17 protein-coding genes are annotated in these 23,574 nt (G+C 65.1%); 12 read left to right on the top strand and 5 right to left on the bottom strand.

Annotated elements, in window-relative coordinates; all coding sequences use genetic code 11:
• The first annotated feature begins 155 nt into the window (after positions 1-155).
• The 7 genes from AC1DJW_RS17970 to AC1DJW_RS17940 all read left to right on the top strand — a co-directional run bounded on the left by AC1DJW_RS17970 (position 156) and on the right by AC1DJW_RS17940 (position 7,072).
• Complete coding sequence (locus AC1DJW_RS17970; RefSeq protein WP_476902073.1) at positions 156-1,883, top strand: MFS transporter; 1,728 nt, start codon at positions 156-158, stop codon at positions 1,881-1,883.
• Between the two features lie 38 nt (positions 1,884-1,921).
• Entirely contained in the window at positions 1,922-3,094 is a 1,173-nt protein-coding gene (locus tag AC1DJW_RS17965; protein ID WP_476902072.1) for a cytochrome P450, read from the top strand.
• Positions 3,091-3,285 (top strand): ferredoxin, encoded by a 195-nt coding sequence (locus AC1DJW_RS17960; RefSeq protein ID WP_476902071.1) that lies wholly within the window; start codon positions 3,091-3,093, stop codon positions 3,283-3,285. The genes AC1DJW_RS17965 and AC1DJW_RS17960 overlap by 4 nt, the downstream gene beginning before the upstream one ends.
• Positions 3,282-4,493, top strand: a complete 1,212-nt coding sequence (locus AC1DJW_RS17955; protein ID WP_476902070.1) for an NAD(P)/FAD-dependent oxidoreductase — start codon at positions 3,282-3,284, stop codon at positions 4,491-4,493. The genes AC1DJW_RS17960 and AC1DJW_RS17955 overlap by 4 nt, the downstream gene beginning before the upstream one ends.
• A gap of 534 nt (positions 4,494-5,027) precedes the next feature.
• On the top strand, positions 5,028-5,642 hold the full coding sequence (locus AC1DJW_RS17950; RefSeq protein ID WP_284752306.1) for a TetR/AcrR family transcriptional regulator: 615 nt from the start codon (positions 5,028-5,030) through the stop codon (positions 5,640-5,642).
• Between the two features lie 86 nt (positions 5,643-5,728).
• On the top strand, positions 5,729-5,929 hold the full coding sequence (locus AC1DJW_RS17945; protein WP_284752305.1) for a hypothetical protein: 201 nt from the start codon (positions 5,729-5,731) through the stop codon (positions 5,927-5,929).
• Between the two features lie 27 nt (positions 5,930-5,956).
• Entirely contained in the window at positions 5,957-7,072 is a 1,116-nt protein-coding gene (locus AC1DJW_RS17940; RefSeq protein ID WP_390277113.1) for an AI-2E family transporter, read from the top strand.
• 28 nt (positions 7,073-7,100) lie between these two features.
• Here the strand turns inward: AC1DJW_RS17940 and AC1DJW_RS17935 are convergent, their stop codons facing one another.
• The 3 genes from AC1DJW_RS17935 to AC1DJW_RS17925 form a co-directional block, all read right to left on the bottom strand.
• A complete protein-coding gene (locus AC1DJW_RS17935) occupies positions 7,101-8,414 on the bottom strand; it encodes an alkaline phosphatase family protein (protein ID WP_476902069.1) in 1,314 nt (437 codons plus the stop codon).
• Positions 8,415-8,504: 90 nt separating this feature from the next.
• Positions 8,505-9,089, bottom strand: a complete 585-nt coding sequence (locus AC1DJW_RS17930; RefSeq protein WP_390277118.1) for a histidine phosphatase family protein — start codon at positions 9,087-9,089, stop codon at positions 8,505-8,507.
• Between the two features lie 31 nt (positions 9,090-9,120).
• On the bottom strand, positions 9,121-10,092 hold the full coding sequence (locus AC1DJW_RS17925; protein ID WP_284752301.1) for a magnesium transporter CorA family protein: 972 nt from the start codon (positions 10,090-10,092) through the stop codon (positions 9,121-9,123).
• A 146-nt stretch (positions 10,093-10,238) separates the two neighbouring features.
• Between AC1DJW_RS17925 and AC1DJW_RS17920 the strand changes: the two genes are divergently transcribed.
• The 3 genes from AC1DJW_RS17920 (at position 10,239) to AC1DJW_RS17910 (ending at position 18,195) form a co-directional block, all read left to right on the top strand.
• On the top strand, positions 10,239-10,415 hold the full coding sequence (locus AC1DJW_RS17920; RefSeq protein WP_059389945.1) for a CsbD family protein: 177 nt from the start codon (positions 10,239-10,241) through the stop codon (positions 10,413-10,415).
• A gap of 176 nt (positions 10,416-10,591) precedes the next feature.
• Complete coding sequence (locus tag AC1DJW_RS17915) at positions 10,592-15,415, top strand: NAD-glutamate dehydrogenase (protein WP_476902068.1); 4,824 nt, start codon at positions 10,592-10,594, stop codon at positions 15,413-15,415.
• A gap of 611 nt (positions 15,416-16,026) precedes the next feature.
• Positions 16,027-18,195 (top strand): bifunctional polysaccharide deacetylase/glycosyltransferase family 2 protein, encoded by a 2,169-nt coding sequence (locus AC1DJW_RS17910; protein ID WP_476902067.1) that lies wholly within the window; start codon positions 16,027-16,029, stop codon positions 18,193-18,195.
• Positions 18,196-18,223: 28 nt separating this feature from the next.
• On the opposite strand, the gene AC1DJW_RS17905 is transcribed toward AC1DJW_RS17910, so the two are convergent.
• The gene (locus tag AC1DJW_RS17905) at positions 18,224-19,816 is read right to left on the bottom strand and encodes an AMP-binding protein (protein ID WP_476902066.1); all 1,593 of its coding nucleotides are present in this window, start codon (positions 19,814-19,816) and stop codon (positions 18,224-18,226) included.
• Between the two features lie 114 nt (positions 19,817-19,930).
• A complete protein-coding gene (locus AC1DJW_RS17900) occupies positions 19,931-20,947 on the bottom strand; it encodes a LacI family DNA-binding transcriptional regulator (protein WP_459341596.1) in 1,017 nt (338 codons plus the stop codon).
• Positions 20,948-21,146: 199 nt separating this feature from the next.
• On the opposite strand from AC1DJW_RS17900, the gene AC1DJW_RS17895 reads away from it, so the two are divergent.
• Positions 21,147-22,526, top strand: coding sequence for an FAD-binding protein (locus AC1DJW_RS17895; RefSeq protein WP_459341597.1), 1,380 nt, complete (start codon positions 21,147-21,149; stop codon positions 22,524-22,526).
• Positions 22,523-23,527 carry a zinc-dependent alcohol dehydrogenase gene (locus tag AC1DJW_RS17890; RefSeq protein ID WP_476902065.1) on the top strand — a complete coding sequence of 335 codons (1,005 nt, stop codon included), beginning with the start codon at positions 22,523-22,525 and terminating at the stop codon, positions 23,525-23,527. Before AC1DJW_RS17895 ends, AC1DJW_RS17890 begins: the two co-directional genes overlap by 4 nt.
• The last annotated feature ends 47 nt before the right edge of the window (positions 23,528-23,574 follow it).

The following is a 23,574-nucleotide window of genomic DNA, read 5'->3' as shown; positions in this document are numbered from 1 at the left end:
CTCCGTTGCGATGCAGCCAGCATCACACTTTCCTTTACATGCTGTCAAGAAATTTATACTTATGAATCTTCCTTGACAGGCTGTAAGAATTAACTCCACACTGTCTCATACAGTCCCCATGAACCAGATCGAACAGAAACAAGGGAGTTTCATCGATGAGTCAGACCATTTCGGTAGCGAGCCGCGGCTCTGTACGGGCCACTTTCGTGGCCGCCTACAGCGCTGTCACCCTCGCGCAGATCACCAACGCGTTGCCAGGGGCCCTCAGCGGCACCTTTGCCGTGGAATTCCATACCTCGGGCGCCGGCCTGACCTGGATCGCGGGCATGTTCCTGATGGGCATTGTGGTGTTCGAGCTCAGCTGGGGACTCCTGGGCGATATGTTCGGGCGCAGGAAGCTGCTCTATGTCGGCGCTGCCGTCAGCATCATCGGCTCGGTCATGGCCGCGATGGCGCCCTCCACCGGCGTGATGATCGTCGCGCAGGCCATCGGCGGCATAGGGGCGGGCATACTCTTTCCCATTTCGCTTTCCATGATCGCGGCGATCACCCCCGACCACCGCGCCCGGGCGAAGGTCATCGCCACCTGGGCAGGGTTCCTGTCACTGGGCGCGGTGATTTCCCCGATGCTTGCCGGGTTCACTGCGCAGTTCTTCACGGTGCCCGGCGGTGGCCCAGGCGCCCCGAACGCCTTCAGTGGCTGGCGTGCGGCCTATTTGATTGCGGCCGCTGTTGCCGTCGTCGTTCTTCTCATCGCGGTCCGGGCGAAAGACTCCGCAGCCGCCGAGGGGCGCAAAGTGGACATGCCCGGCCAGCTCACTCTCGCCGTCGGCCTCATTGCCGTCCTTTACGCCACGGTGACGGCGGTCGACGCCGGCTTCGGCAGCGCGCAGGTTATCGCAAGCTACATCGCCGGCGGAGTCCTGCTGTTTGCTTTCATCGTCATCGAGTCACGCACCGCGGAGCCACTGGTCCACCTCTCGCTGTTCAAGAACAGCTCCTACTCGATCACCGGGATTGTGGCGGTCACAGGGATGTTCGCTTTCCTCGCGATCTGCTTCAGCACGAGCGTCGCCGTCAGCGGGCTGGCCCTGGCCGAGACCTGGAAGGTCGGAGTTCTATTCGTCTTCATCCAGGGCCCGGCATTCGCCTTCATCCCGGTTGTCGGGTGGCTCATCCACCACGTCGCTCCGCGCTGGGTCCTCACAGCGGGCTTCGCTTTCATGGCCGTTTCCGGTTTCTGGCTCTCGACCTTCACCCTCGGCACTCCGGAGACCTTCGGCGGCACCCCGTGGACGGCGTTCATTCCACCGCTGCTCGTACTGGGTATCGGATTCGCCCTCACGGTCGGCTCCGTTACCGCCGTGGCCATCAACACCGTCCCGGCCCAGCAAATCGGCATGGCGTCAGCCACGACGAACCTGCTGCGCGACCTCGGCTTCGCCCTCGGCCCCGTCATCGGCTCGGCCATCGCCTTCGCCATTGGAGCCACAGTCTTCGCGGGTCCCCTCGCCGGGATCCTCGGCGCGGCCGGCTTGCCCGCAGATGCCGTGGCCGGACTGGCCCATGTGCCGCCGCTGGGCTTCCTCTCAGGCTGGGACGGCGTCGTCGCCCAATTCTCCGGCCAGGCAGCGGCAGGCGGCGCACCCGCCCAGGCCGTCGACGGCATGGTCAAGGCCCTCACCGCCGCCAAGCCGCACATCCAGGGGGTCGCCGGGACCTCCCTCGGCCAGGGCTTCCAGACCGTCTACCTCTCCGCGGGCATCGCGGCGACCCTCTCCGCCGTTCTCACCTTGTTCATCTCCGCACGGTCCTCGGCACCTACCGCAGACACGGTTGCGGAGACCACCGAAGCAAGCACTGAGGCCGCCGTCATCGACTGACGGACGCCTCCACCCCTACTATCCGCAAGGAGAACACTGTGACTGCACCCATCGAGTCAGACATCGACATCTGGGATGACGACATCCTCGTCGACCCCTACCCCACATATGCCGCGCTCCGCGAGCAGGCTTCCGTGGTCCACCTTCCGAAGAACGAGCTGTACGTCCTGACGCGATACGACGGCATCCGCAATGCGCTCGGCGATCCGGAGGCATTCTCGTCCACCAGCATCGGATTCAACCCGATGGTCAACGAGGCACTGCAGGGCACCTCCCTTGCCTCCGATCCGCCGATCCACACGCAGCTCCGCGCCACGCTGTCACAGAACCTCACCCCCCGGGCCCTTCGCGGCCTCAAAGTCGTCATCGACGAAAAGGCGGACAAGCTTGTCGCGGAACTGGCCACCAGTGGCAGCTTCGAGGCCATCGATGCCCTGGCTCGGGCCTTCCCGATCGAAATCGTCGCCGACCTGATCGGCTTCAGCGGTCACGTCAAGGACAACATGCTGCGCTGGGGCCAGGCCGCGATGCAAGTGATCGGCCCGCTGAACCAGCGCACCCAGGAGAGCTTCCCGATCGCCGGCGAGCTGTACGGCTGGTGCTCCTCCGTCACCGCGGACGACCTCACTCCCGGCTCCATCGGCCGTGGCATCTTCGACGCCGAGACCCGCGGCGACATCCCTAACGGTTCCGCGGGCCACATCATCCACCAGTACCTCGGAGCCGGCGTCGACACGACCATTGCCTCCATCGGCAACATCGTCGCGCTGTTCGGCCGCCACCCCGACCAGTTCGAGCTGGTCCGGGAGAACCCCGAACTGGTTCCCGCAGCGTTCGCCGAAGTGCTGCGCTACTGGGCACCGGTCCACATCTGGGGACGCAAAGCAACCCGCGATGTGGAAATCGAAGGAGTTACGATTCCCTCAGGTGCCCGGGTCGGCATCCTCTTCGGCGCCGGCAACCGGGACCCGCGCCACTACGCGAATCCCGACACCTTCGATGTGAAACGCAATCCTGTGGACCACCTTTCCTTCGGTTACGGACCGCACGGCTGCGCCGGCCAGGGACTCGCGAAACTCGAGGCGCATGCGATCATCGAAGCACTTGCCCGCAGGGTGAAGACCCTGACCCTCTCCGATGAGGTCCGCGAGCCGAGCAATATTACGCGGAGCTTCGAGGTGCTCCAGGTTGAAAAGGTGGTGGCGGCATGAGGATCGAACTGGACCGTCCCCGCTGCGAAGGCCACGGCCTGTGTGAAGAAGCCGCGCCCGCGCTGATGCACCTGAATGACGACGGCGAATTGGTCATCGATGTGCCGGACGTGGATGGGACCGGGATTGATGCCGCCCAGGCGGCGGTCAGGGTTTGCCCGGTAGCGGCACTCCGATTGGCTGCGGCGTGACCTTGCGCAGGATTGTGGTGGTTGGCAACGGGATCGCCGGGCTCACCGCCTGCGACACGCTGCGTTCGGCGGGCTTCGACGGCGAGTTGACGGTGGTCGGCGCCGAGCGCCACCAACCGTACAGCCGTCCCGCCCTTTCGAAGGCGCTGCTGCACGATGTTAGGGGGAGCGGGGTTAGCGGGAGCGGGGTTGGCGGGAGCGGGGTTGGCGGGAGCAGCGCCGGCGCCCTCCGGGCGCACCAACTTCCCGAGCCGGGCCACGAAGCGAGCGAGATGCTCGGCGTCAGCGCCACGGGACTGGACGTCGACGCTCGGCTGGTTCATCTGGACGGAGGCGATGAACTGCCGTACGACGGCCTCGTCATCGCCTCCGGTTCCCGGGCGAAGCACCTCACGGCGGGAGCGCAAGGGAACGGCTCCTCCCGGGAGCTCACACTGCGCACCATCGAGGATGCGATCCTGCTCAAGGAACGCATCGCATCGCGTCCCTCGGTGGTTGTGATCGGCGGCGGGCCGCTCGGAATGGAGGTCGCCTCGGGTTGCCTGCACGTTGGCTGCGAAGTCACGCTCGTCTCCGACGCCAAGCCCCTCTCGCGCCAGCTCGGCGGCCACCTCGCGGACATGTTCACCTCCGCCGCCATCCGGCAGGGCCTACGAGTGGTTGTCGGGGGGAAAGCCCGCCTAGTGGAGTCCGACGCCGGGACGCAGGTTGTCTTGGCCGACGGCACCGAGCTTGAGGCGGATCTGGTGGTCACCGCCGTCGGAGACGAACCGAACACGGACTGGTTGGCTGAAACCCGGCTCCTCGTCGATGGGGCGCTGCGGGTCGACTCCCGCGGCCGGCTTCGGCCGGATATCGTCGCCGCCGGCGACGTCGCGTTCTTCCCGAGCAGTCGCGGGGTGAGGCGGGTGCCCCTCTGGACGAGCGCCATCGACCAGGCGAAGGCGGCCGCCGTCGGGCTGCTCAAGGGTGACTCGGCGCCCGAGTTCACTTTCCAGCCGTACTTCTGGACCGAGGCTTTCGGCCTGTCGCTCAAGTCGGTCGGATTCACGCCCGTGGTCGGCGCACCGGACTACTGCGAGCCGGGGGAGGACAGCGACTCGATGCTCTTGCGCTGGGAGGACAAGGACGGCTCCGGGACCGCGGCGGCGATCAACTACCGGATCCCCGTCCCGAAATTGCGGCGGCTGGCCGACGCCGGCCCATAAACCCGGACCCTCGCTCACATATACGGCCAAATTCCAGGACCCTCGCTCAGATCATCTGAGCGGGCGTCGGCCGGAAACACCCCAAAAGTGAGCGAGCGTCCGGGGAGGGCAGGCGCCATGGCAGGACGACGGCGCAAGGGGACTGCCGCCGTCGGGCACTGACCGAGCAGCGCCGGCACATCCACCCGGACGCCCGCTCACATACACGGCCAAATCCCAGGACCCTCGCTCAGATCTTGTGAGCGAGCGTCGGCCGGAAACACCCCAAAAGTGAGCGAGCGTCCGGGGAGGGCAGGCGCAATGGCAGGACGACGGCGCAAAGGGACTGCCGCCGTCGGGCACTGACCGAGCAGCGCCGGCACATCCACCCGGACCCTCGCTCACGTATACGGCCATCCACCCGGACGCCCGCTCACATACACGGCCATCCACGAGGACGCGTGCCCATCTTTACGGCATGTCAGGCCACTGGGCGACGCGCATCCTTTGCGACTCCTCCGCACAATTGCCGAACACCACGGTTAGGATTGACCCATGTCGTCGTTGCGAGAAGCCCAGAAGCAGCTGACCCGCGACATGATCGTCGAACGGGCGCTCGAACTCTTCACCGAGAAGGGCTACGCCGCCACCACGATCGACGAGATCGCCGCCGCTGCCGGCACCACCAGGGTGACTTTTTACGCCTACTACCCCTCGCGCAGTGACCTGATGAGGGACTTCATGGCGCGTGTCAACGCCGTGCTCGACCGCGCGGATGGTCCCGACAAGGCGTCGACCGCCGTCGAGCTCGTCGACGTGGTGCGGGAGGGCAAACTGCCGGGAATCCTTGCGTGGCTAGAGTCGCGCGCTGCGCTCTGGCCGGTCTTCCGTCCGTACCTCGATGTGCTCGACGAGGCCGCCGCGGTCGATCGCGAAGTGCGGACGTTGGTGGAGGGATGGCACGAGGAAGTCATCTCCGACATCGTCCGCGGCATGCAACAGGCTGGCCGCTTCCCTGAGGAAACGCACCACATCCGCGGAACACTCGCCTTCACGCAGCTGGACTACGTCGCGACGCTCTGGACTCGCCGCAAGCTCGAGCCAAACCGCGACCACGCGCTTGAGGTGCTGGCCGACAGCTGGTACCACTTGCTCTGCGACGAAGGATAATCCAGCTCAACGCGGCTGGTCGCGCCTCAGCTGCCGACTGTGCCTCACAGGAGTAGCGTTTGCCTTGACTGACGATAGGGGTCCACATGAGCTACAAGTATCGAACCGTCCGGGTTCGTGGCACCGAGATGGTTGGAACCATTGCGCGAAAACACGGCAGCGCGCCGGAGATCTATGAAACGTCGAAGGACGCGAACACGTCGGTAGTTCCCGTGTTTTTCCAGGCAACAGGAGAGATTCGATTCTTCGACAGGGCAATGCTGGAGGACGTCGTGACCCCGACGTGAAATCCACTGGGCCAATGGAGGAATCCAATGACTGAAAGCAACAATTCGCCGAACAAACCCACGATGTCGGCGATCTGGTCCGACGGCCTTGGCCGGGCCGGGATCCGTTCAGCGCAGATGCTCCTGGTCATCACCCTGGTCTCGGTGATTGTGTGGGCGATGACCACTGTGCCGCTCGTCATGATCCCGGTCACGATCGCGCTCATTCTTGCCTCTGCGATCTCGCCTCTAGTGCGTTGGCTGACAGCCCGCCGGTGGCCCCGGGCCCTCGCCGTCGCAGCATCGTTCGTGGGGATCCTCGCAGTCTTCGGCGGAGTTATCACCGGAATCGTCTTCCTTATCAGGGCGCAATCCAAGGAGCTTGCCGTGAAATTCACTGCCGGCATCGACCAATTGCACCAATTCCTGAACAACGGACCTTTCAGGGTCAGCGACGAGCAGATCCGCTCCGTGGCCGATTCCATCCAGCGTTTCTTCACGAGCAGTAGCTTCGGTGCGGAAGCGCTCACCGGGGCCCGTACCGTCGGTGAAATCCTGGCCGGCTTGGTTCTTATGGTCGTGATCTTGTTCTTCTTTCTCAAGGACGGCGAAAAGATCAGGACTTTCCTCTTCGGATTCCTTCCGGCGGCTCACCGCGGGAAGGCGCATCTCACGGCGGAAAGAAGCGCCACCGTTTTGGGAGGCTATGTCCGCGGCACGGCTCTGATCGCAGCAGTGAACGGCGTGATCATCGGGACAGTCCTGGCCATCCTCGGTGTCCCGCTTGCCCTGCCCCTGGGTGTTTTTGTGTTTATCGGCGGCTTCATTCCGATCATTGGTTCCACTGCGGCAGGTACCCTGGCTGTGGGTGTCGCCCTGATCTCTAACGGTCCGGTGACGTCCCTCATCGTCCTCGCTGTCCTCGTAGCGGCCAACCAGCTTGAGCACCATTTCCTCCAACCCGTTTTGATGGGCAAGGTCCTGAGCATTCATGGACTGGCCATTTTGCTGGCTTTGGCCATCGGCACGATGCTCGCAGGCATTATCGGTGCCCTACTGGCCGTACCGACCGCCGCCGTTGCTTGGACTGCCATCAAGACGTGGACCGGGCGAGGCGACACGGCGCCCGCCGCCATCGACGCCGCCGACGGAACCGTGGCCTGAATAGGACTCACGCAGCCAAGGCTCGGTCCTACGGTTGCGCGAGAAGCTCGTCGTGCAGTTGTTGCAGGTGGGACGGTTGTTCTGCGAGTGCCCGCATGGTCGGCGGTGGACTAGGTGCCTGAACGTCCGCGAGGGGGTCGTCGGTGCGGGGGACGGCGAGGCTCAAGGCCCCGCCGACGTCGGGTGCCGCGGCATCGCGTCGGGTGAGGGCCGGCAGATTCCAACGATGTTCGATGGTCGCAAGGACGCTCGTGTGATCGAGCGGGACAGGTCCAGGGGCCCTAAAGACGGTACCAGCGGGGATGAGCGGACTCATCAGTACCGTTGGCACCCGCACTCCGAACCGGGTGAAATCGAAACCGAATTCCCCGGGGGTATCGTCCGGTGGCGTTGCGCCCCACGGCGGGGCGACGTGGTCGTAGCAGCCGCCGTGTTCGTCATACGTGACGATGAGCAGGGTGGAGTCCCAGGCCGGACCATCGCGCACGGCGCGATAGGCGTCCAGCAGGAACTGCTCTCCGAGCGCGACGTTGTAGTTGGGGTGCTCGCTGTTGCCTGTCGAGGACCAGGACGGTTCGAGGAAGGCGTATGCGGGGAGCCGCCCGGCCGCCGCGTCGGCTTGGAAGTCCGTGAACAGGCCAATGTTCGACGCCGGAGCATGCCGCGTGTCGTCGAAGTCGAGTTTCGTCAGGGGTGACCTGGTTTCGCCGTATATCTTCCACGGGATGCCATGGTTGCCGAGGTGCCCGAAGATACTCGGCACGGTGAACCGCTTGGCCTTGTCATCCAAGTTGCCCTGGCTGGTGCCGGCGCAGGCGAAGGCCCGATTGGGCATCGTCATTGTGGGAACTGACGCGAACCAGGCGTCGCACACGGCGAATCCCTTCGCCATCGCCGACAACACCGGCAGTGTCTGAGGGGTGAAGCAACCCATGATCATGTGCTCGGTTGTTCCCGGCACCACATGCCAGCCCTTGGCTAGGTTGTCCTTGATGGCGCCGGCATAGTTGCCTACAAAACCGGTCATGGAAGGAACAGCCCCCGCTTTCGGCGCGCCGGCGCTGCCAAAGAGCTGGGCGTTCGTTGCCCGGTACCCTTCTCCAGGGTCGGCGCCCGGCATGAAGTAGAGGTCGGGGGTCGAGGGAGTCAGCCGATAGACTCCAACCGGACTGCCATCGGATCCTGGGCAGGACTCCGTGCCGGTCAGGCCCTCGAACTGGTCCCCCGCAGGGGAAACATTGCCGGAATCGGCATAGAGGTATCCGAGCATGTGATCGAATGATCGGTTTTCAAGCATCAAGACGACGATGTGGTCGACGGCGTTGAGACCAGTTACCGTCACGGCGACCATCCCCTTCGAAAAGAGTTCCTGTCCGTGCTGAACAGTCTCCCACGCCGCCTTGCCGGTGGGTATGCCTTGGGCTCGTTGCTCTCAGCCGGGAACGGTAGCCATGACGCGTTCACCGTTGAAGTATTCGAGCTGCCAGCCGTCAACGGGATGGTGGTGGGCAAGGTTGAGCACGGCGTTGTCGATGCTTTGCAAAGTGCGGCCAACCGCGCGGCCGAGGCTCACGCGGAGGAGTGTTCCGTGGGCGACAACCAGGACGCGGCGGCCGCTGAACTCGTCCGCCAGCGCTTCCAGTGCGGCTAGCCCACGGGAGGCTGCCTCGTCCTCGGTTTCCGCGCCGCGGAAACCACCGGGGATGCGCAGCGCGTCCAATTCAGGTCCTGCATGAAGGCCTTCCGCAGGTCCAAAGCGTCGCTCGGTGAGCTCCGGCACGTGCCGGTCCACGCTCAGCCCCAACCCTGCAGCGATCAGCTCGGCGGTTTCCGCGGCCCGGCTCAGCGGTGAGGAAACGACGACGTCCCACTCGTGACCGGACAGGACGGCGACGGCGTCACGCGCTTGCCCACGGCCGACGTCGTTCAGCGGAATATCGGTGGATCCCTGCAGCCGGCGCTGGGCATTCCAGTCTGTCTGGCCGTGGCGGACGAGGGCGAAGGTAGTAAGGGGCATGCCTTCCATTCTGCCTTGGGAGGACCCCTGGCTAGATCCAGTCTCGCTTCTTGAATGCCAAGTACAGGAATATTGAACCGCCGGCCATGAGTGCGCTGGATAGCCAGAGGCCGTAATCGCTCTGGAAGCCGAAGAAGGGCACGTTCTGACCGAAAAAGCCGGTCACGGCAGTGGGGACGGCGATGATCGCGGCCCAGCTGGTCACCTTCTTCATGACGAGGTTCATCTGGTTCCCCTGGATGCTGATGTGGGTTTCCAGGATGGTGGTGACCAGATCGCGGAGGGATTCCGTCCATTCCGTGGCACGCAGCACGTGGTCGTAGACGTCCTGCAGGAAGGGCTGCATCGCCGGGCTGCAGCCGACCAGGTCCTCCCGCCGGAGGAGGGTGTTGAGGACTTCACGCATGGGCAGGACGACGCGGCGGAGCCGGACGAGGTTCTTGCGGAGTTCGAAGGTCTTGCGCTGCAGGTCATGGTCGGGGGAGTGGTCATCGAAGAGCGACTCCTCAAGGGCGTCGATGTAGCCATCGAGTTCCTGGACGGCGTCGAAGTGCCCGTCGACGATCATGTCCAGCAGGCCCCAGAAGAGGAAAGGCACGCCGTGTTGGGCGAGGTCGGTTTCCGCGTCCCAGTGCGCCGTCAGCTTGTCGGTGTCGAACCCGGTCCCGTGCACTGTCACGAGGGCGTTGTGGGTCACGAACGCCGAGATTTCGACGACGGCCAGTTCGCCGGTGCCTGGCCGCAACGCCGCTTGGTAGGCCGAGAGGAACAGATGGTTCGGGTACCGGTCCAGTTTGGGCCGCTGGAAGTCGTGGACGGCGTCCTCGACGGCGAGGCGGTGGAGCCCGTACACGGTTTCGACGCCGAGCAGGTCATCCGCCGTCGGGTCCGTGTAGTCGATCCACAGCACCACGTCATCCTGGCGGGCCAGGGCTTCGATTTCGTGGGCCCGGACATCGTCGCGTTCGAGTTTGCCTTCGCGGTATAGCCGTATGAACACCATCCGCCCCATGGTACGGGACCCTAATCCGTGCTTCCTGAGTGGCAAGGCTTCCCGGCCGGGACGTGTCTTTGCCGCGCTTCCGTCCCTACAATTTAAGTGCGGCCGCGCGGTGTCCTGCCGCGGGCCGCCGACTAAGGAGAGCCATCATGGGTTGGGGTGAGAGGATCCATCACGCTGCCGGGAAATTCCACGGCAAGGCCACGGAAGCGGCCGGCGAGGCCACCGGCAATGACCGGCTGAAGGCTGAGGGCAAGTCCCGTCAGGTCAGGGCCGATCTGAAGCTGGCAGGCGAAAAGATCAAAGGCGCCTTCAGGAAGCACTAGTCCTCCGACGCCGACAGCAGGGCGCGGGCCGTGCGGCCCGCGCCCGCGTCATGTCCCGATACTTTGTTCGAGCATCTGGACGGGGTCATTACGGCCAGCCATGATGAAGGGAGGCGCGGAGGGCTGGATCGTCAACCCCAGTTTGCGAGTGGCACCCGCAGTGGAGGCGCGGTGACATGACACGCGAATCGGTGCCGGCGGAGCAGGCGAAGTCAGTAGCTTCCCTTGAGCCCAGCGAAGCTTTCGTGGCCGAATACTTTGCCCAGGTGCCCCCGGAGGATCTGCGAAGCTACAGTCCCGAGACACTCCGTGCGCGGGCCGCGCACCATCTGAAAGTGGCGTCGTCGCGCGCGCCCGGGCGGGCCGCCGTCGGGATCCTGACGGAATTGGATGCCAGCGTCGTCGCGGTGGTGACAGAGGACATCCCGTACCTGGTCCACTCCGTCACGGCGGAGCTCACGCGCGACGACACGTCGATCAACCTCCTTGTTCATCCAGGCTTTCGGGTGCTTCGCGACCCGGTGTCCCACGAGCTACTGGACGTCCGCCTCGGAACGTCCGATGGCGCGACCCCTCCGGAAACCGGGGAAACCGAGGTCTGGATTGCCGCGGAGATCGGCAGGCTGGCCGATGCTGCGGCCGTGAGTCAACTGACGGAAAACCTGCAGAGGGTGCTGGATGATGTCCGGGTTGCCGCCGATGACGCGGCCGCCCTCCGTGGCAAGGTCGCCGAAGCAGTTGCCTCCGTGGACGGATTCCCGCGTGATGTGGTGCCGCCACCGGATCAGCTCAGGGAACTGCTCCTCTGGCTCGACGACGGAAACTTCCTGTTTCTCGGGTACACCGAAGACGAACTCACGACGGCGGGCGGCCAGGACATGCTCGTCGAACGGCAAGGCGCCGGGCTGGGTCTGCTGCGGCGGATACAGGGGGACGCCTCCGGAAGCGCTGGGCCACGCGCACCCGGTATCCCAGGGTCACGGGCACTCGCCCTCTCCACCTCGGAGGTGCGATCCACCGTCCTGAGGCGCTCGTACCTGGACGAAGTTCGCCTGCAAATGTTCGATGCGGCCGGCCGGACCACCGGCGAACGACGCTTCTTGGGGTTGTTCACGCCCGGCGCCACGCACCAATCGGTCCGCCGGATTCCGGTAATCCGCGAGAAAGTCCAGGCAGTCAGCGAAAGACTCGGGTTTACGCCCCGATCGCACCAAACCAGGGACCTGATGGCTATCCTGGAGACCTTTCCGCGGGACGAACTGTTCCACGTTGAAGCGGATGAGCTCGCGCGCCTGGCGGGCGAAATTCTTCGTGCCGAGGTGCTGCAGCGGATCCGCGTGTTCCTTCGACCTGACAGCCATGGACGGTTCGTGTCCGCGCTCGTCTTCTTCCCGCGCCACCGTTACAGCACCGCTGTCCGGCTGTTGATGGAGGAAGAACTCAGGCGCGCGTTCAAGGCGGACGCAGTCGATTTCGAAGTCCGTCTGACCGAGTCGCCCATGGCCCGGGTGTTCTTCCGGATCCATGTAGGTGCCACGCCCGACGCCGCCGCGTCCAGGGCCGCCGTCGTCGACCCTTCCCAACTCGAGCGGCGCCTGATAGCCGCTACCCGCTCATGGTCGGACGGGCTCGAGGACGCGGTCCGGGACCGCTTCCCGGCGGCGGAGGCCGCAAGGCTCGCCGGGCTCTGGTCGGACGCCTTTCCCGCCGGTTATCGCGCGGTCTACGAGGCGGAGGCCGCGCTCGGGGACATCGTCAACTTCGAGACCTTCGACCTGGACGGAGCAGGGGGCAGGCCATACGGGGATCCGCTGCTCACGGTGTACGCCAGGAAGGGTGCGCCGGGCACGCTCGTCGAGGACGCCCGGATCCGCCTCTACCTGACAAGGCCCAGGAGCCTGACTCAGATCCTGCCCTTCCTGCACAACTTCGGGCTCGAAGTGCTGGACCAGCGGCCTTTCGAGCTTCGGCGGGGTGGCCAGGAGCTGTTTCTTTACGACCTCGGCGTGAAGTTTCCTGGCGGCGTTGACCCCGAGGGAACCAGCGGACTGCTCGCGGATGCCTTCACGGCGGCCATGCGGGGGGACATCGAATCCGACCGGATCGACGCACTCGTCATCCGGGAACGGATTGCGTGGCGGCAGGCCGCAATCCTGAGAAGTTACGCGAAATACCTCCAGCAGCTGGGGACCACCAACTCGTACGGATTCATCGCGGACACGCTGATCAGCAACGTCCGGGCAACACGCGCGCTCCTTGCCCTGTTCCAAGCGAAGTTCGATCCGGGACTGGACGAGCCTGACCGCGGCAGGAACATTGCTGATGCCAAAAAGGAGTTGCTGGCCGCGATCGACGACGTCCCGGTCCTCGACGCGGACCGGCTGCTGCGCACGTTCATGAACCTCGTCGAAGCCACAACGCGGACCAACTACTTCCTGGACAAGGCCCACTTGAGCTTCAAACTCAATCCCGCCGCGATTGCCGGTGCCCCGTTTCCGCGCCCGAAGTACGAGATCTGGGTGTACTCGCCGCGGGTGGAAGGCGTCCACCTGCGCTTCGGAACCCTGGCGCGCGGGGGTTTGCGGTGGTCTGACCGAAGCGAGGATTTCCGGACCGAGGTCCTGGGACTGGTCAAGGCACAAAACGTGAAGAACTCCGTCATTGTGCCCACAGGAGCAAAAGGAGGTTTCTATCCCAAGCGGCTGCCCGACCCGGCAATGGACCGGGAGGCATGGCTCGCTGAGGGCCTGGAGTGCTATCGGATCTTCGTCAAGGGCATGCTGGACATCACTGACAATTTGCTCGCCTCATCCAGGGGAGAGTCGGTGGTGCCCCCGGCCGGCGTGGTGCGCCATGACGGCGATGACTATTACTTGGTGGTTGCAGCTGACAAGGGAACAGCGTCATTTTCAGACGCGGCCAATTCCGTGGCCCGGGAGTACGGCTTTTGGCTCGGCGACGCGTTCGCGTCCGGGGGATCCGTGGGATATGACCACAAGCAGATGGGCATCACGGCCCGCGGTGCATGGGAATCCGCGAAACACCATTTCAGCGAACTCGGCACGGATTCACAGAGCGAAGACTTCACTGCGGCCGGCATCGGAGACATGAGCGGGGACGTGTTCGGAAACGCGATGCTGCTCTCGCCGCACATCCGCCTGGTGGCGGCTTTCGACCACCGGGACATCTTTCTTGATCCGAGTCCTGACGCGGCAACGTCCTTCGAAGAACGCAGGCGTCTCTTCGGTCTTCCCCGTTCGTCCTGGGCCGACTACGATCCTTCGCTGATCAGCGAAGGCGGGGGTGTCCATTCCCGCCGGGCCAAAGCCATCGGGATCACGGAGCAGGTCCGGACTGCCCTCGGCCTGGAGCCGGGGACGGCTTCGCTGCCTCCCCACGCGCTGATGCAGGCCATTCTCCGGGCGCCCGTGGACCTGCTCTACAACGGGGGAATCGGAACATACGTCAAAGCCTCCACCGAGGACCACACCGACGTCGGCGACAAAGCCAACGACGCCATCAGGGTCAACGGCAACGAGCTGAGGACCCGGATCGTGGCCGAGGGCGGGAACCTGGGGTTCACGCAGCGCGGCCGGATTGAGGCGGCACTCGCCGGTGTCCTCCTCAACACCGATGCGATAGACAATTCGGCCGGCGTGGACTGTTCGGACCACGAGGTCAACATCAAGATCTTCGTTGACCGGATGATTGCGGCAGGGAAAATGGGGTCTGGGGAACGTGCGGGCTTCCTGCATTCCCTGACCGATGAAGTGAGCCGCCTGGTCCTGGCAAACAACACGGACCAGAACGTCCTCCTTTTCAACGACCGGCACTTGGCGCCGGAGCTGAGTCCTGGTTTTGAACGGATCATGGACTGGCTGGAGGACGCGGCGGACTTGGACCGCGGCCTGGAGGCCCTGCCGAGCACGGAACAACTCCAAGACAGGCTGCGGGCAGGCACTGGACTGACCTCGCCGGAGCTGTCGGTGCTAGCCGCCTACGCGAAGATTGAGCTGGCGAGGGAGCTGACCGCCAGCGACCTCGCCGACGATCCCTGGTTCAAGCGGGTCCTCCGTGGCTACTTTCCACGCCAGTTGTCCGAGCGCTTTGATGCTGAACTGGACTCCCACCCGCTGCGTCGGCAGATCATCTGCACGGTGGTGGCCAACGACATGATCAATCTTGGAGGGATCACGTTCGCCTTCCGAGCCATCGAGGAGACTACGGCAACTGCGGCGGCCGTGGCCAGGGCTTTCGTGGTGGTCCGCGAGGCTTATGAGCTGCAGCGGTTCGTGGACAGGATCGCAAGCCTGCCTCCCGGGTTTCCCAGCGAACACGCCGCTGCGGTGGCCCTTCCACTGCGCAGGCTCCTCGACCGGGCAACCCGGTGGTACGTGACACACGATCATCGGGACCAAGGCATCGCGGAAGCCCTGAGGAGGATCGGGCCGACCCTGGACCTGCTACGGACCCGGACCACGGAATTTCTGCGCGGCTCGGACCTTGACCGCGCCGAGCAACGGCTGGCGCATTGGAACGACGTCGGGATGCCGGGTGATCTGGGGCGGCGCGCCTCCGATTTGCTCGAGAGCTTCTCCCTCCTGGACATCTCGCTGGTGGCGGAGCAAGTGGATGAACCCCTCACCACCATCGCCGACATGTACCACACGGTCATTCATTGGATCGGTGTGGGAACGCTGTTGCTGCGCATCACTGACCTGCCGCGGCAAAGCCGGTGGGAAGCCCTGGCTCGTGCAGCCCTGCGCGACGACGCCTATTCCGCCGTCGTCGACATCACCATTTCCGTCATGCGGACGACCCGGGCGAGCGGGGCCTCCGGCGCCTCTGCCGTGGACCGCATCGTGGAGTGGGAGAGCGGACGCCAGGAGCAGCTGGGAAGGATCAAGGACACCTTTGTGGAGGTCACCAAACCCGGGCAAGTAGACCTCGCGTCGATCTCCGTGGCCCTGAAACTCCTGCGAACGCTGGCGAAGCGCTAGCCGTTTTGAACCTTGAACCCGGGGGATCGTCGCACAAGACGCTTTTTGGGCTACGGGATGCGAATCCTCTAAGGTTGGTGCCCGATGGCAGCTTTTAATGAAACGTCCGATCAGCCTGGATCCGCGTCGCCGAGTGGGCCTGTCTTCGTCGACGCCTCAGGCCGGCGCCTGCAGAGGCTCAAGCTTATTGGGCTCGGAGCCCTTGTGCTCGCAGGAGGCTATGTCATCCTCCTGCTGGTTGCGTTCATGGGAGGGCCCAATGTTGCGGCGCCCTTCCTGCCCCTGCCGGCCGCAGTGAAGCCCTTGGCGCCACCGGCCACTCCGGCAGCCCGTGGTCTTCCGTCATCCCCATCGACTCCGCCTTCCAACGCGGACGGGCTCCCGACCGGCGGGGGCCGATTGCCTGCGCCTTCGACGCCGGCCGCTTTCGGTGTTCCGGTGACTTCTCCTTCGCCCGCTGCTGTGGCACGACCGATCAACGGTGCGGCCGCGCAACATGCTGCCTCGTTTGCGCCGGTTGCGTCCTCTGCGCCGGGCTCGTCGCCGACGGGTCCGGGCAAGAGCGGGACAGCTCCGGGCCAGGCTACGCGACCGTCCACGCCGACGCACCCGTGAGTGCGCGCCGCCTGAGCAAGCGCACTGCTCCGGTCAGTGTCAGGGCGCACTGGTTCATCCTTCTGGCCGTCCTGTTGGCACTGGGTGTCGCACTCGTCGTGCAGGGGTACATGCATCACCTCGCCGGGATCGCCGATGACTCGGTGCCCGGGGGTGGCTCCGCGAGTACCGTCCCGGACGCGGTCTCGCACGGTGGGCCGGTGGTTGATTCCCGCGGCGGCTCCGTTCGTACCGTCGGTCCGCCGGACCGCACGCTCGCGCTGACGTTCGACGACGGTCCGGACCCGGTCTGGACTCCCCGGATCCTTGACGTCCTCCGCAAGCACCATGTCCATGCCACGTTTTTCGTGGTGGGTTCAGCTGCCATCGACAATCCCGACGTCGTACGCCGCATCCTTGCGGACGGCAACGAGATCGGGGTGCACACGTTGACACATGCGGACCTTGGGAGCGCCCCGGCTTGGCGCCAGCAGCTTGAGGTCCAGGGCGACCAGCAAGTGATTGCCGGCATCACGGGCCGTGCCTCGACGCTCCTGCGTCCGCCGTACAGCTCCGAGAACGACGCCGTCCGGGACGGGACGTGGGCGGCGATGCGCACCGCTGCGGACCGGGGTTATCTCACGGTGCTCTCCACCCAGGACAGTGAGGACTGGCAGCGGCCCGGAGTCGCCGCCATCGAGAAGAACCTCACCCCTTCAGGCCCGCAGGGCCAGGTGCTCCTCATGCACGACGGCGGCGGAGACAGGGAGCAGACGGTCACGGCGCTCGACTCCGTCCTCACCAAGGTCGCGGATCAAGGCTTCCGGGTCACGACGGCGGGCGACGCCGTCGGGATCGCAAGCATGCGCGATGCCTCGGTGGGAGAGCAGACCAGCGGAAACGCGTTGGTGTGGGGAATACGGCTCAGCGATTTCTTCATCGCCGCCATCTCCTGGGCGCTCGTTGCGGCCGGAGTCGTGACGGTGGTCCGGGCCGTGCTCGTGGTGGTGTGCGCAGCGCGCCACCGGAAAGCGGCGCGCCGGTCCCTTGCGACCGGCCGCAGCCGACGCCGGGTGGACGTGCCGGTCCGGCCCGAGGTCACGGAGCCGGTCAGCGTCATCGTCCCCGCGTACAACGAGGCCGCCGGCATCGAAGCCGCAGTCCGGTCTATCGCCGAATCAAGCCATCCGGTGGAGATCATTGTGGTTGACGACGGGTCGACCGACGACACCGCGGACATCGTCGAAAAGCTCGGCTTGCCGGGTGTTACGTTGATCCGGAAAGCGAACGGCGGCAAACCCTCCGCGTTGAATGCCGGGCTTGCAGCTGCCGGCCACGATCTCGTGGTGATGGTCGACGGTGATACCGTCTTCGAACCGGAAACGGTTCACGCCCTCATTCAGCCCTTCGCCGACCCTCGAGTGGGCGCAATTTCAGGGAACACCAAGGTTGCCAACCGTGGAGGGATCCTCGGAGCCTGGCAGCACATCGAATACGTCGTCGGCTTCAACCTGGACCGCAGGTTGTTCGACATCGCCGAGTGCATGCCGACCGTTCCCGGGGCTATTGGTGCCTTCCGCCGCGATGCCCTGTTCCGGGTTGGCGGAGTCAGCGACGACACGCTTGCTGAAGACACGGACCTGACCATGGCACTGTGCCGCGATGGCTGGCGGGTCGTGTACCAGGACGATGCGAGGGCCTGGACCGAAGCTCCCGCGAGCCTTGGCGCGCTTTGGAAACAGCGATACCGCTGGTGCTATGGCACGCTTCAGGCCATGTGGAAGCACCGGGGCGCGGTGGTGCAGGGCGGGCAGGCTGGAAAGCTCGGCCGGCGCGGGCTCGGCTATCTGCTCGTCCTCCAGGTGCTGCTGCCGCTGTTCGCTCCAGTAGTGGACGTCTTCGCCATCTACGGCCTGGTCTTCCTTGATCCGGTCCGGATCGCTGCGCTCTGGCTTGTCTTCCTCCTGGTGCAATTCCTTATGGCGGCCTATGCGTTCCGGCTCGACAATGAGTCGCTTCGTCCACTGTGGACCCTTCCGCTTCAGCAGTTCGTCTATCGGCAGCTCATGTATCTCGTCGTCATCCAGTCGGTAGTCACGGCCTTGGCCGGCGTGCACCTGCGGTGGCACCGAATGGAGAGGTATGGAAGCCTGCGTGTGCCACCGGCTTCGCAGGGCCAAGCATAGCCACGGAGAGTGCCGGCGCGGGCTGTCCCTAACCCTTAGCGCGCAGCTCCCGCCGAAGGATCTTTCCTGACGCCGATTTGGGAATCACCTCGACGAACTCCACCGATCGCACGCGCTTGAACGGAGCCACCCGCCCGGCGACGAACTCCATGACCTCCCCGTCCCCGAGCTCGGCCCCCGCCTGCCGGACGACGAACGCCTTCGGCACCTCTTCGCCGTCGTCCGCGTGGGTGCCGATGACCGCGGCGTCCGCAATCCGCGGGTGGGTGAGCAGGAGCGCTTCGAGCTCGGCGGGCGCAATTTGGTAGCCCTTGTACTTGATCAGCTCCTTGAGCCGGTCGACGATCGTCACGACGCCGTCAGCCGTGACGGTCGCTATGTCACCGGTGCGGAGGAAGCCATCCGGATCGATAGTCGCCGCTGTTGCGTCGGGCCGGTTCAGGTAGCCGAGCATGACCTGCGGGCCGCGGACAAGGAGCTGACCGGGAGCGCTCGGTCCTTCGGCCGGGACTTCGATTTCTTCGTCCGTGGCGGGGTCGAGGAGCTTGCACTCTGTGTTCGGCACGGTGTAGCCCACTGAGTCGAGCGGGACATGCTCGGCGCCGTCGCGCGGGATGGCGTGGGATACGGGGCTCAGCTCGGTCATTCCATAGCCCTGGAGCATCGTGCACCCGAGGCGGTTCGCAACAGCGTGCCCCAGTTCGCCGTCAAGGGGCGCTGCTCCCGAAAGCACGGCGCGGACGGACGAGAGGTCGTATTGGTCCACCAGCGGATGCTTCGCCAGTGCGACGGCGATGGGCGGCGCGATGAAGAGGTAGGTACAGCGATGGTCCTGCGTGATCCGGAGGAACTCGGCGAGGTCGAACTTCGGCATCGTGACGAGCCGGGCCCGCTCTCCGAGGGCGAGATTGAGTAGCACGGTCAGGCCGTAGATGTGGAAGAAGGGCAAGACGGCAAGCAGCACGTCGTCGGGAGTCACGCGGAAGAAGGCACTGGATTGCGCGACGTTCGCCACGAGGTTGTACTGGCTCAACAGGACACCCTTCGGCGTGCCGCTCGTGCCCGAGGAGTAGGGCACGACGGCGGCGGCATGCGGATCGACGCTCAGCGTCGGCGCGGGAAGGCCGGCGTCGATGATGTCCGCGAGCGAGGGATGGCCCGCGGCCGAGACGAGGTCGCCGCCGTCGAGCACCACGAGGCGCTCCGCCGGAATGCCGGCGGCCTGGGCGGCGGCCTCCGCGCGCTCCAGGAAGGGCGAGACGGTGAAGAGCCAGGAGGCGCCGGCGTCGCTGAGCTGGCTGCCGACTTCATCGGCGGTATACAGCGCGTTGATCGTGGTGACGACGGCGCCCGCGCGGAGGACCCCGTGGAAGAGGACCGCGAACGCCGGCACGTTGGGGCAGAAGAGGCCCACGGTGGTCCCTGGGCCGGCCCCGTGGCTCGCGAGCCAGCCTGCGGTGGCGTCGATTCGGCTGACGAGTTGCCGGTAGCTCATTTCCACGCCGGACGTGCCGTCCACGAGTGCGGTCCGGTCAAGGTCCTCGCCGCCCAGCCCACCGAATAGATACTCATAGATCGTGACTTCGGGGATCTCGACATCAGCGTACGGGCTGGTGAACATTGCGGCTCCTTCAGCGCACGACGGCGGGAGTCGCCGTCGTGCGTCCATTACACCCGGCGGCGCGGGGCCGGGACAAGGGGCGCCGCGGCGGGATGCCCTTCAGCGGACGCCCGTTTAGTGGGATTGTCCGCGCGGGGCAGAGGTGGATCCGATATGCAGCTCAAAGCTCGGGGGAGCCGGCACGTCTGATGAGCCACCTGCCGTGGCGATGTAACGGGCGGCAAGTCCGCCGAGCTCCACCAGGGGGAGCGTCATTGTCGTGAGGCCGAAGACTGCACCACCACGCGTACCACCTATGCCGGCGACGGACACGTCTTCGGGGATCTTGTACCCTGCGGTCCAAAGATGCGCGAGAACGCCGACGGCCACTTCATCGTTGGTGCAGACGATCGCGTCCGGAAGTTGCGTCGATGCGGTCAGTTCCTCGGCGGCGCGCTTTCCCGATTCCTGGCTCATGCCGGTCAAGCCGAGGACTTGTGCGGGGGCCTGCGCTTCGAACATTGCATCGCGGTAGCCGACAATTCGCTGCTCGGCCGCGGAGAGTCCGGGAATTCCTCCGATGAAGGCAATTTTTCGGTGCCCAAGCGAAAGCATGTATTGGGTAAGTTCGTACGCCGTCGCGGCGTTGTCGATGACGATCTTCGTGGAATCAAACCCCCGGGGAGCGAGCGCCACTACCCGCGTACCGGCCCTTACGGCGAGGTTGACTTCGCGGGCGAGTTGCGCGGTTCCGGGTGAGCCCTCGATGTCGCTGCCGCAAAACACGATCCCGGAGACTTGATGTTCACGCAGGACGCGGAATTTTGTCCGCTCCTGCTCCGGGTCGCGGTTGGCATTGGCCAAAATGGTGACATATCCGAACTTGGCCGCTTCGATCTCGATCCCGCGGGTCATCTCTGCGAAGTATGGATCGAGGATGTCGCTGGCAATGACGCCGATGATTTTGCTGCGCTGTTGCTTCAGCGCCTGGGCCGTGGCGCTCGGCGTGTAGCCCAGAGTGTCCGCTGCAGCCCGCACACTGGCCCGCACATCCTGGGACACCGGGTGCTTCTCCGCCGAGCCGTTGAGCACGCGTGAAGCGGTGGCTACCGAGACGGACGCCAGTTCGGCTATCTCGCGCAACGTGGCCATGTCCAGACTCCTTTGATGTGATCGACGCTCCAGCCTAACCGCAACCGAAGCTGACGATTCCCAATGTCTTCCGGCGCCCCTCTTGACAGGAGGTCCGGGTGGAACTAGCGTAACGGAAAACGTTATCCATTGCTAGAGCAAGAATCTTGCCGCCAACGGTAAACGTTATCCGCAGTAGACAAACTCAAAGGAGAGACAAATGACAGACATTACGGAGCCTTTTGACCTGATCGTCGTCGGTGCGGGGGCGGCAGGTTTGGCAACCGCAAACCGGGCAGTGGACCTTGGGGGACGCGTTCTCCTGCTTGAGAAGGGCGCGGCTGCGGGAGGGTCTGCCGCGCTTTCAGCGGGCATTCTCTGGACGGCACCGAATGTTGATGTCCTTCGCCGCATCCAGCCCGACGGCGATCCGGTCCTGGGGCCATTGGTGGTGGAAGGTTACGAGCAGGCCGTGAAGGATGTGCGTGCCGCCGGTGTCAGCGTCAGCGAAGAATGGCGCGATCACCTCGAATGGGGTCGCGCCTGCAAGGTTGACATCCTTGACCTGTTCGCCAAGTGGACCGCGAAAATCAATGCCAGCGGCGGCGGTCTTCTCACCGGAGTCAGCGACGTCGAACTCATCATCGACGGCGGCAAGGTTGCAGGCGTGACGTTCACCCACGAGGGAGAAGAAAAGAGCGCACTTGGTGCGGCAACAGTACTTGCAACAGGTGGGTTCCAGGGCGACCCCGAGCTCAAGCAGAAGTTCATTGGCAACGGTGCCGACGACATAGCTGTTCGCAGCAACCCGCACTCAGTCGGTGATGGATTTCGCCTCGGAACCGCGGCCGGGGGAGCGGCGAGCCGCCATCTGTCCGGCTTCTACGGCCACACCCTGCCGAGTCCGCTGCCGGTCTCGCCAGAGGTGTTCCTCCGCCTTACCTTGTATTTCTCCGCCTACGGCGTTTTGGTCAACAGGCGCGGCCTGCGATTCACCGATGAGTCGCTCGGCGACGAAGTCTCCAACCAATTCCTTGTCCGGGAGCCGGGGCAGCGCGGCGTCCTGATCTGGGATGACCAGGTCCAGCAGAATCGCGCCCTCGCTGTCCCGTATCCCAGCGGCATGGCGCTTGACCGTCATGGCGAAGCGAAGAAGCTCGGCGCCCGGACCGCGGAAACGGACACCCTGGAGGAACTCGTCGAGGTCGTTGCCAGTTGGGGTGTCGACCGCGCCGCCCTGGCCGCCACCTTGGAAAGCTACCAGCGAGCCTCCGACGGCGAGTCCGTGGCGCTCGACGCCCCGCTGCCTGCGAACCCGAGTGCGCTCAAGAAGGGTCCCTTCAGGGCAATCGAGGTGCAGCCATGCATCACGATTCCGTTCGGCGGACTGCGTGTGGACGGTGATAGCCGGGTCCTGGACCGGGACAACCTTCCCATCCCCGGACTGTTCGCTGCCGGGGCCGACGCCGGGGGAGCCCAGGACCTCCGGTACGTCGGTGGCATCGTCTTCGGATTCGTTTTCGGCCGACGCGCCGCAGACGCCGCCCTTGCCCACATTGTGCGCGGTCACGGGGCCGACGAACTGGTTTCTGCGCCATGAGCGCCCCGACGTTGGCCCGCCGGGTTGCCTGGACGGGCGCGGAACGGCTCGTCGTTGAGCCACGGCCCGCACCGACTCCGCCGGGTCCGGACGAGATAGTGATTCGCGTCGAGAGCGTTGGTGTGTGCGGCACGGACGCTGCGATATGGCGCGGGGATAACAACCGCGTCCGTATCGGAACCATACTCGGGCACGAATTCGGGGGCACCGTTGTGGAGGTCGGCCCGAACGTGACGATCCGGACCGTCGGCCAGCAAGTGGCAGTCGATCCCAACCGCGTCTGTGGCGAATGCCGGGAATGCGCAACAGGTTCGCGTGGACTGTGCCGCCGGCGCGAACTCATGGGCCTCGACGTCGACGGCGGTCTGCAAAACTACGTGACGGTTGACGCCGTCAACACCGTCGCTGTCCCGGGGGCCGCAGATCCACGGGCCCTCGCGCTTATTGAGCCCATCGCCGTCGGAGTGCGCGCTTGCGCCCGCGCGAATGTCTCACCCGGCGCGCGCCTGGTGATCGTCGGCGGCGGGGCGATCGGCATGGCGTCCGCACTCCAGGCCCGCAGCCTTGGCGCGAAAAGCGTCACCGTCATCGAACCCGACGCCGTTCGCCGCGCGACGATCACGGATCACGGGGTCATCGCCCTTGCCCCGGGGGAAGGAGCCGCGGAGCGCTGGGATGTCGCCATTGACACCGTGGGAAGCGGCACCAGCGTCAGCGCCGTGATGGAGCTGCTGGAACCGGGCTCGACGATCTGCGTGGCGGGACTCGCCAAAGGAGGGGCCCTTCCACCAACGGAAGACCTCGTCCGGCGGGAACTCACCCTCACCGGAACCTTCTGCTACACCTCGGAAGACCTCTCGACGGCGGCTGCCTTGGTCGCCCGCCATGGCCTGGCAGCAATCCCCAACGACATTGTCCAGGGCCTCAACGACGCCCCGGCAGCGATCGAAGCATTTGCACAAGGCCGCCTCGGCCGTGGCAAGACCCTCATCATCCCCTAGCCGGAGTCCCCAAGGGGTATCAGGCAACTGAATCTGCAATGAAGGAG

It is taken from the genome of Arthrobacter sp. 05L417 (assembly GCF_056397865.1).
The sequence above is the reverse complement of the archived record's forward strand: the minus strand, read 5'-3'. Positions and strand labels throughout refer to the sequence as shown.

Excerpts from the sequence above, each read along its gene's own strand:
- AC1DJW_RS17925 (WP_284752301.1), bottom strand. The coding sequence starts at position 10,092 with ATGGTGTTCATACGGCTATACCGCGAAGGCAAACTCGAACGCGACGAT.
- AC1DJW_RS17940 (WP_390277113.1), top strand. The coding sequence starts at position 5,957 with ATGACTGAAAGCAACAATTCGCCGAACAAACCCACGATGTCGGCGATC.
- AC1DJW_RS17900 (WP_459341596.1), bottom strand. The coding sequence starts at position 20,947 with ATGGCCACGTTGCGCGAGATAGCCGAACTGGCGTCCGTCTCGGTAGCC.
- AC1DJW_RS17920 (WP_059389945.1), top strand. The coding sequence starts at position 10,239 with ATGGGTTGGGGTGAGAGGATCCATCACGCTGCCGGGAAATTCCACGGC.
- AC1DJW_RS17930 (WP_390277118.1), bottom strand. The coding sequence starts at position 9,089 with ATGCCCCTTACTACCTTCGCCCTCGTCCGCCACGGCCAGACAGACTGG.
- AC1DJW_RS17945 (WP_284752305.1), top strand. The coding sequence starts at position 5,729 with ATGAGCTACAAGTATCGAACCGTCCGGGTTCGTGGCACCGAGATGGTT.
- AC1DJW_RS17970 (WP_476902073.1), top strand. The coding sequence starts at position 156 with ATGAGTCAGACCATTTCGGTAGCGAGCCGCGGCTCTGTACGGGCCACT.
- AC1DJW_RS17895 (WP_459341597.1), top strand. The coding sequence starts at position 21,147 with ATGACAGACATTACGGAGCCTTTTGACCTGATCGTCGTCGGTGCGGGG.
- AC1DJW_RS17905 (WP_476902066.1), bottom strand. The coding sequence starts at position 19,816 with ATGTTCACCAGCCCGTACGCTGATGTCGAGATCCCCGAAGTCACGATC.
- AC1DJW_RS17950 (WP_284752306.1), top strand. The coding sequence starts at position 5,028 with ATGTCGTCGTTGCGAGAAGCCCAGAAGCAGCTGACCCGCGACATGATC.
- AC1DJW_RS17915 (WP_476902068.1), top strand. The coding sequence starts at position 10,592 with ATGACACGCGAATCGGTGCCGGCGGAGCAGGCGAAGTCAGTAGCTTCC.
- AC1DJW_RS17890 (WP_476902065.1), top strand. The coding sequence starts at position 22,523 with ATGAGCGCCCCGACGTTGGCCCGCCGGGTTGCCTGGACGGGCGCGGAA.
- AC1DJW_RS17960 (WP_476902071.1), top strand. The coding sequence starts at position 3,091 with ATGAGGATCGAACTGGACCGTCCCCGCTGCGAAGGCCACGGCCTGTGT.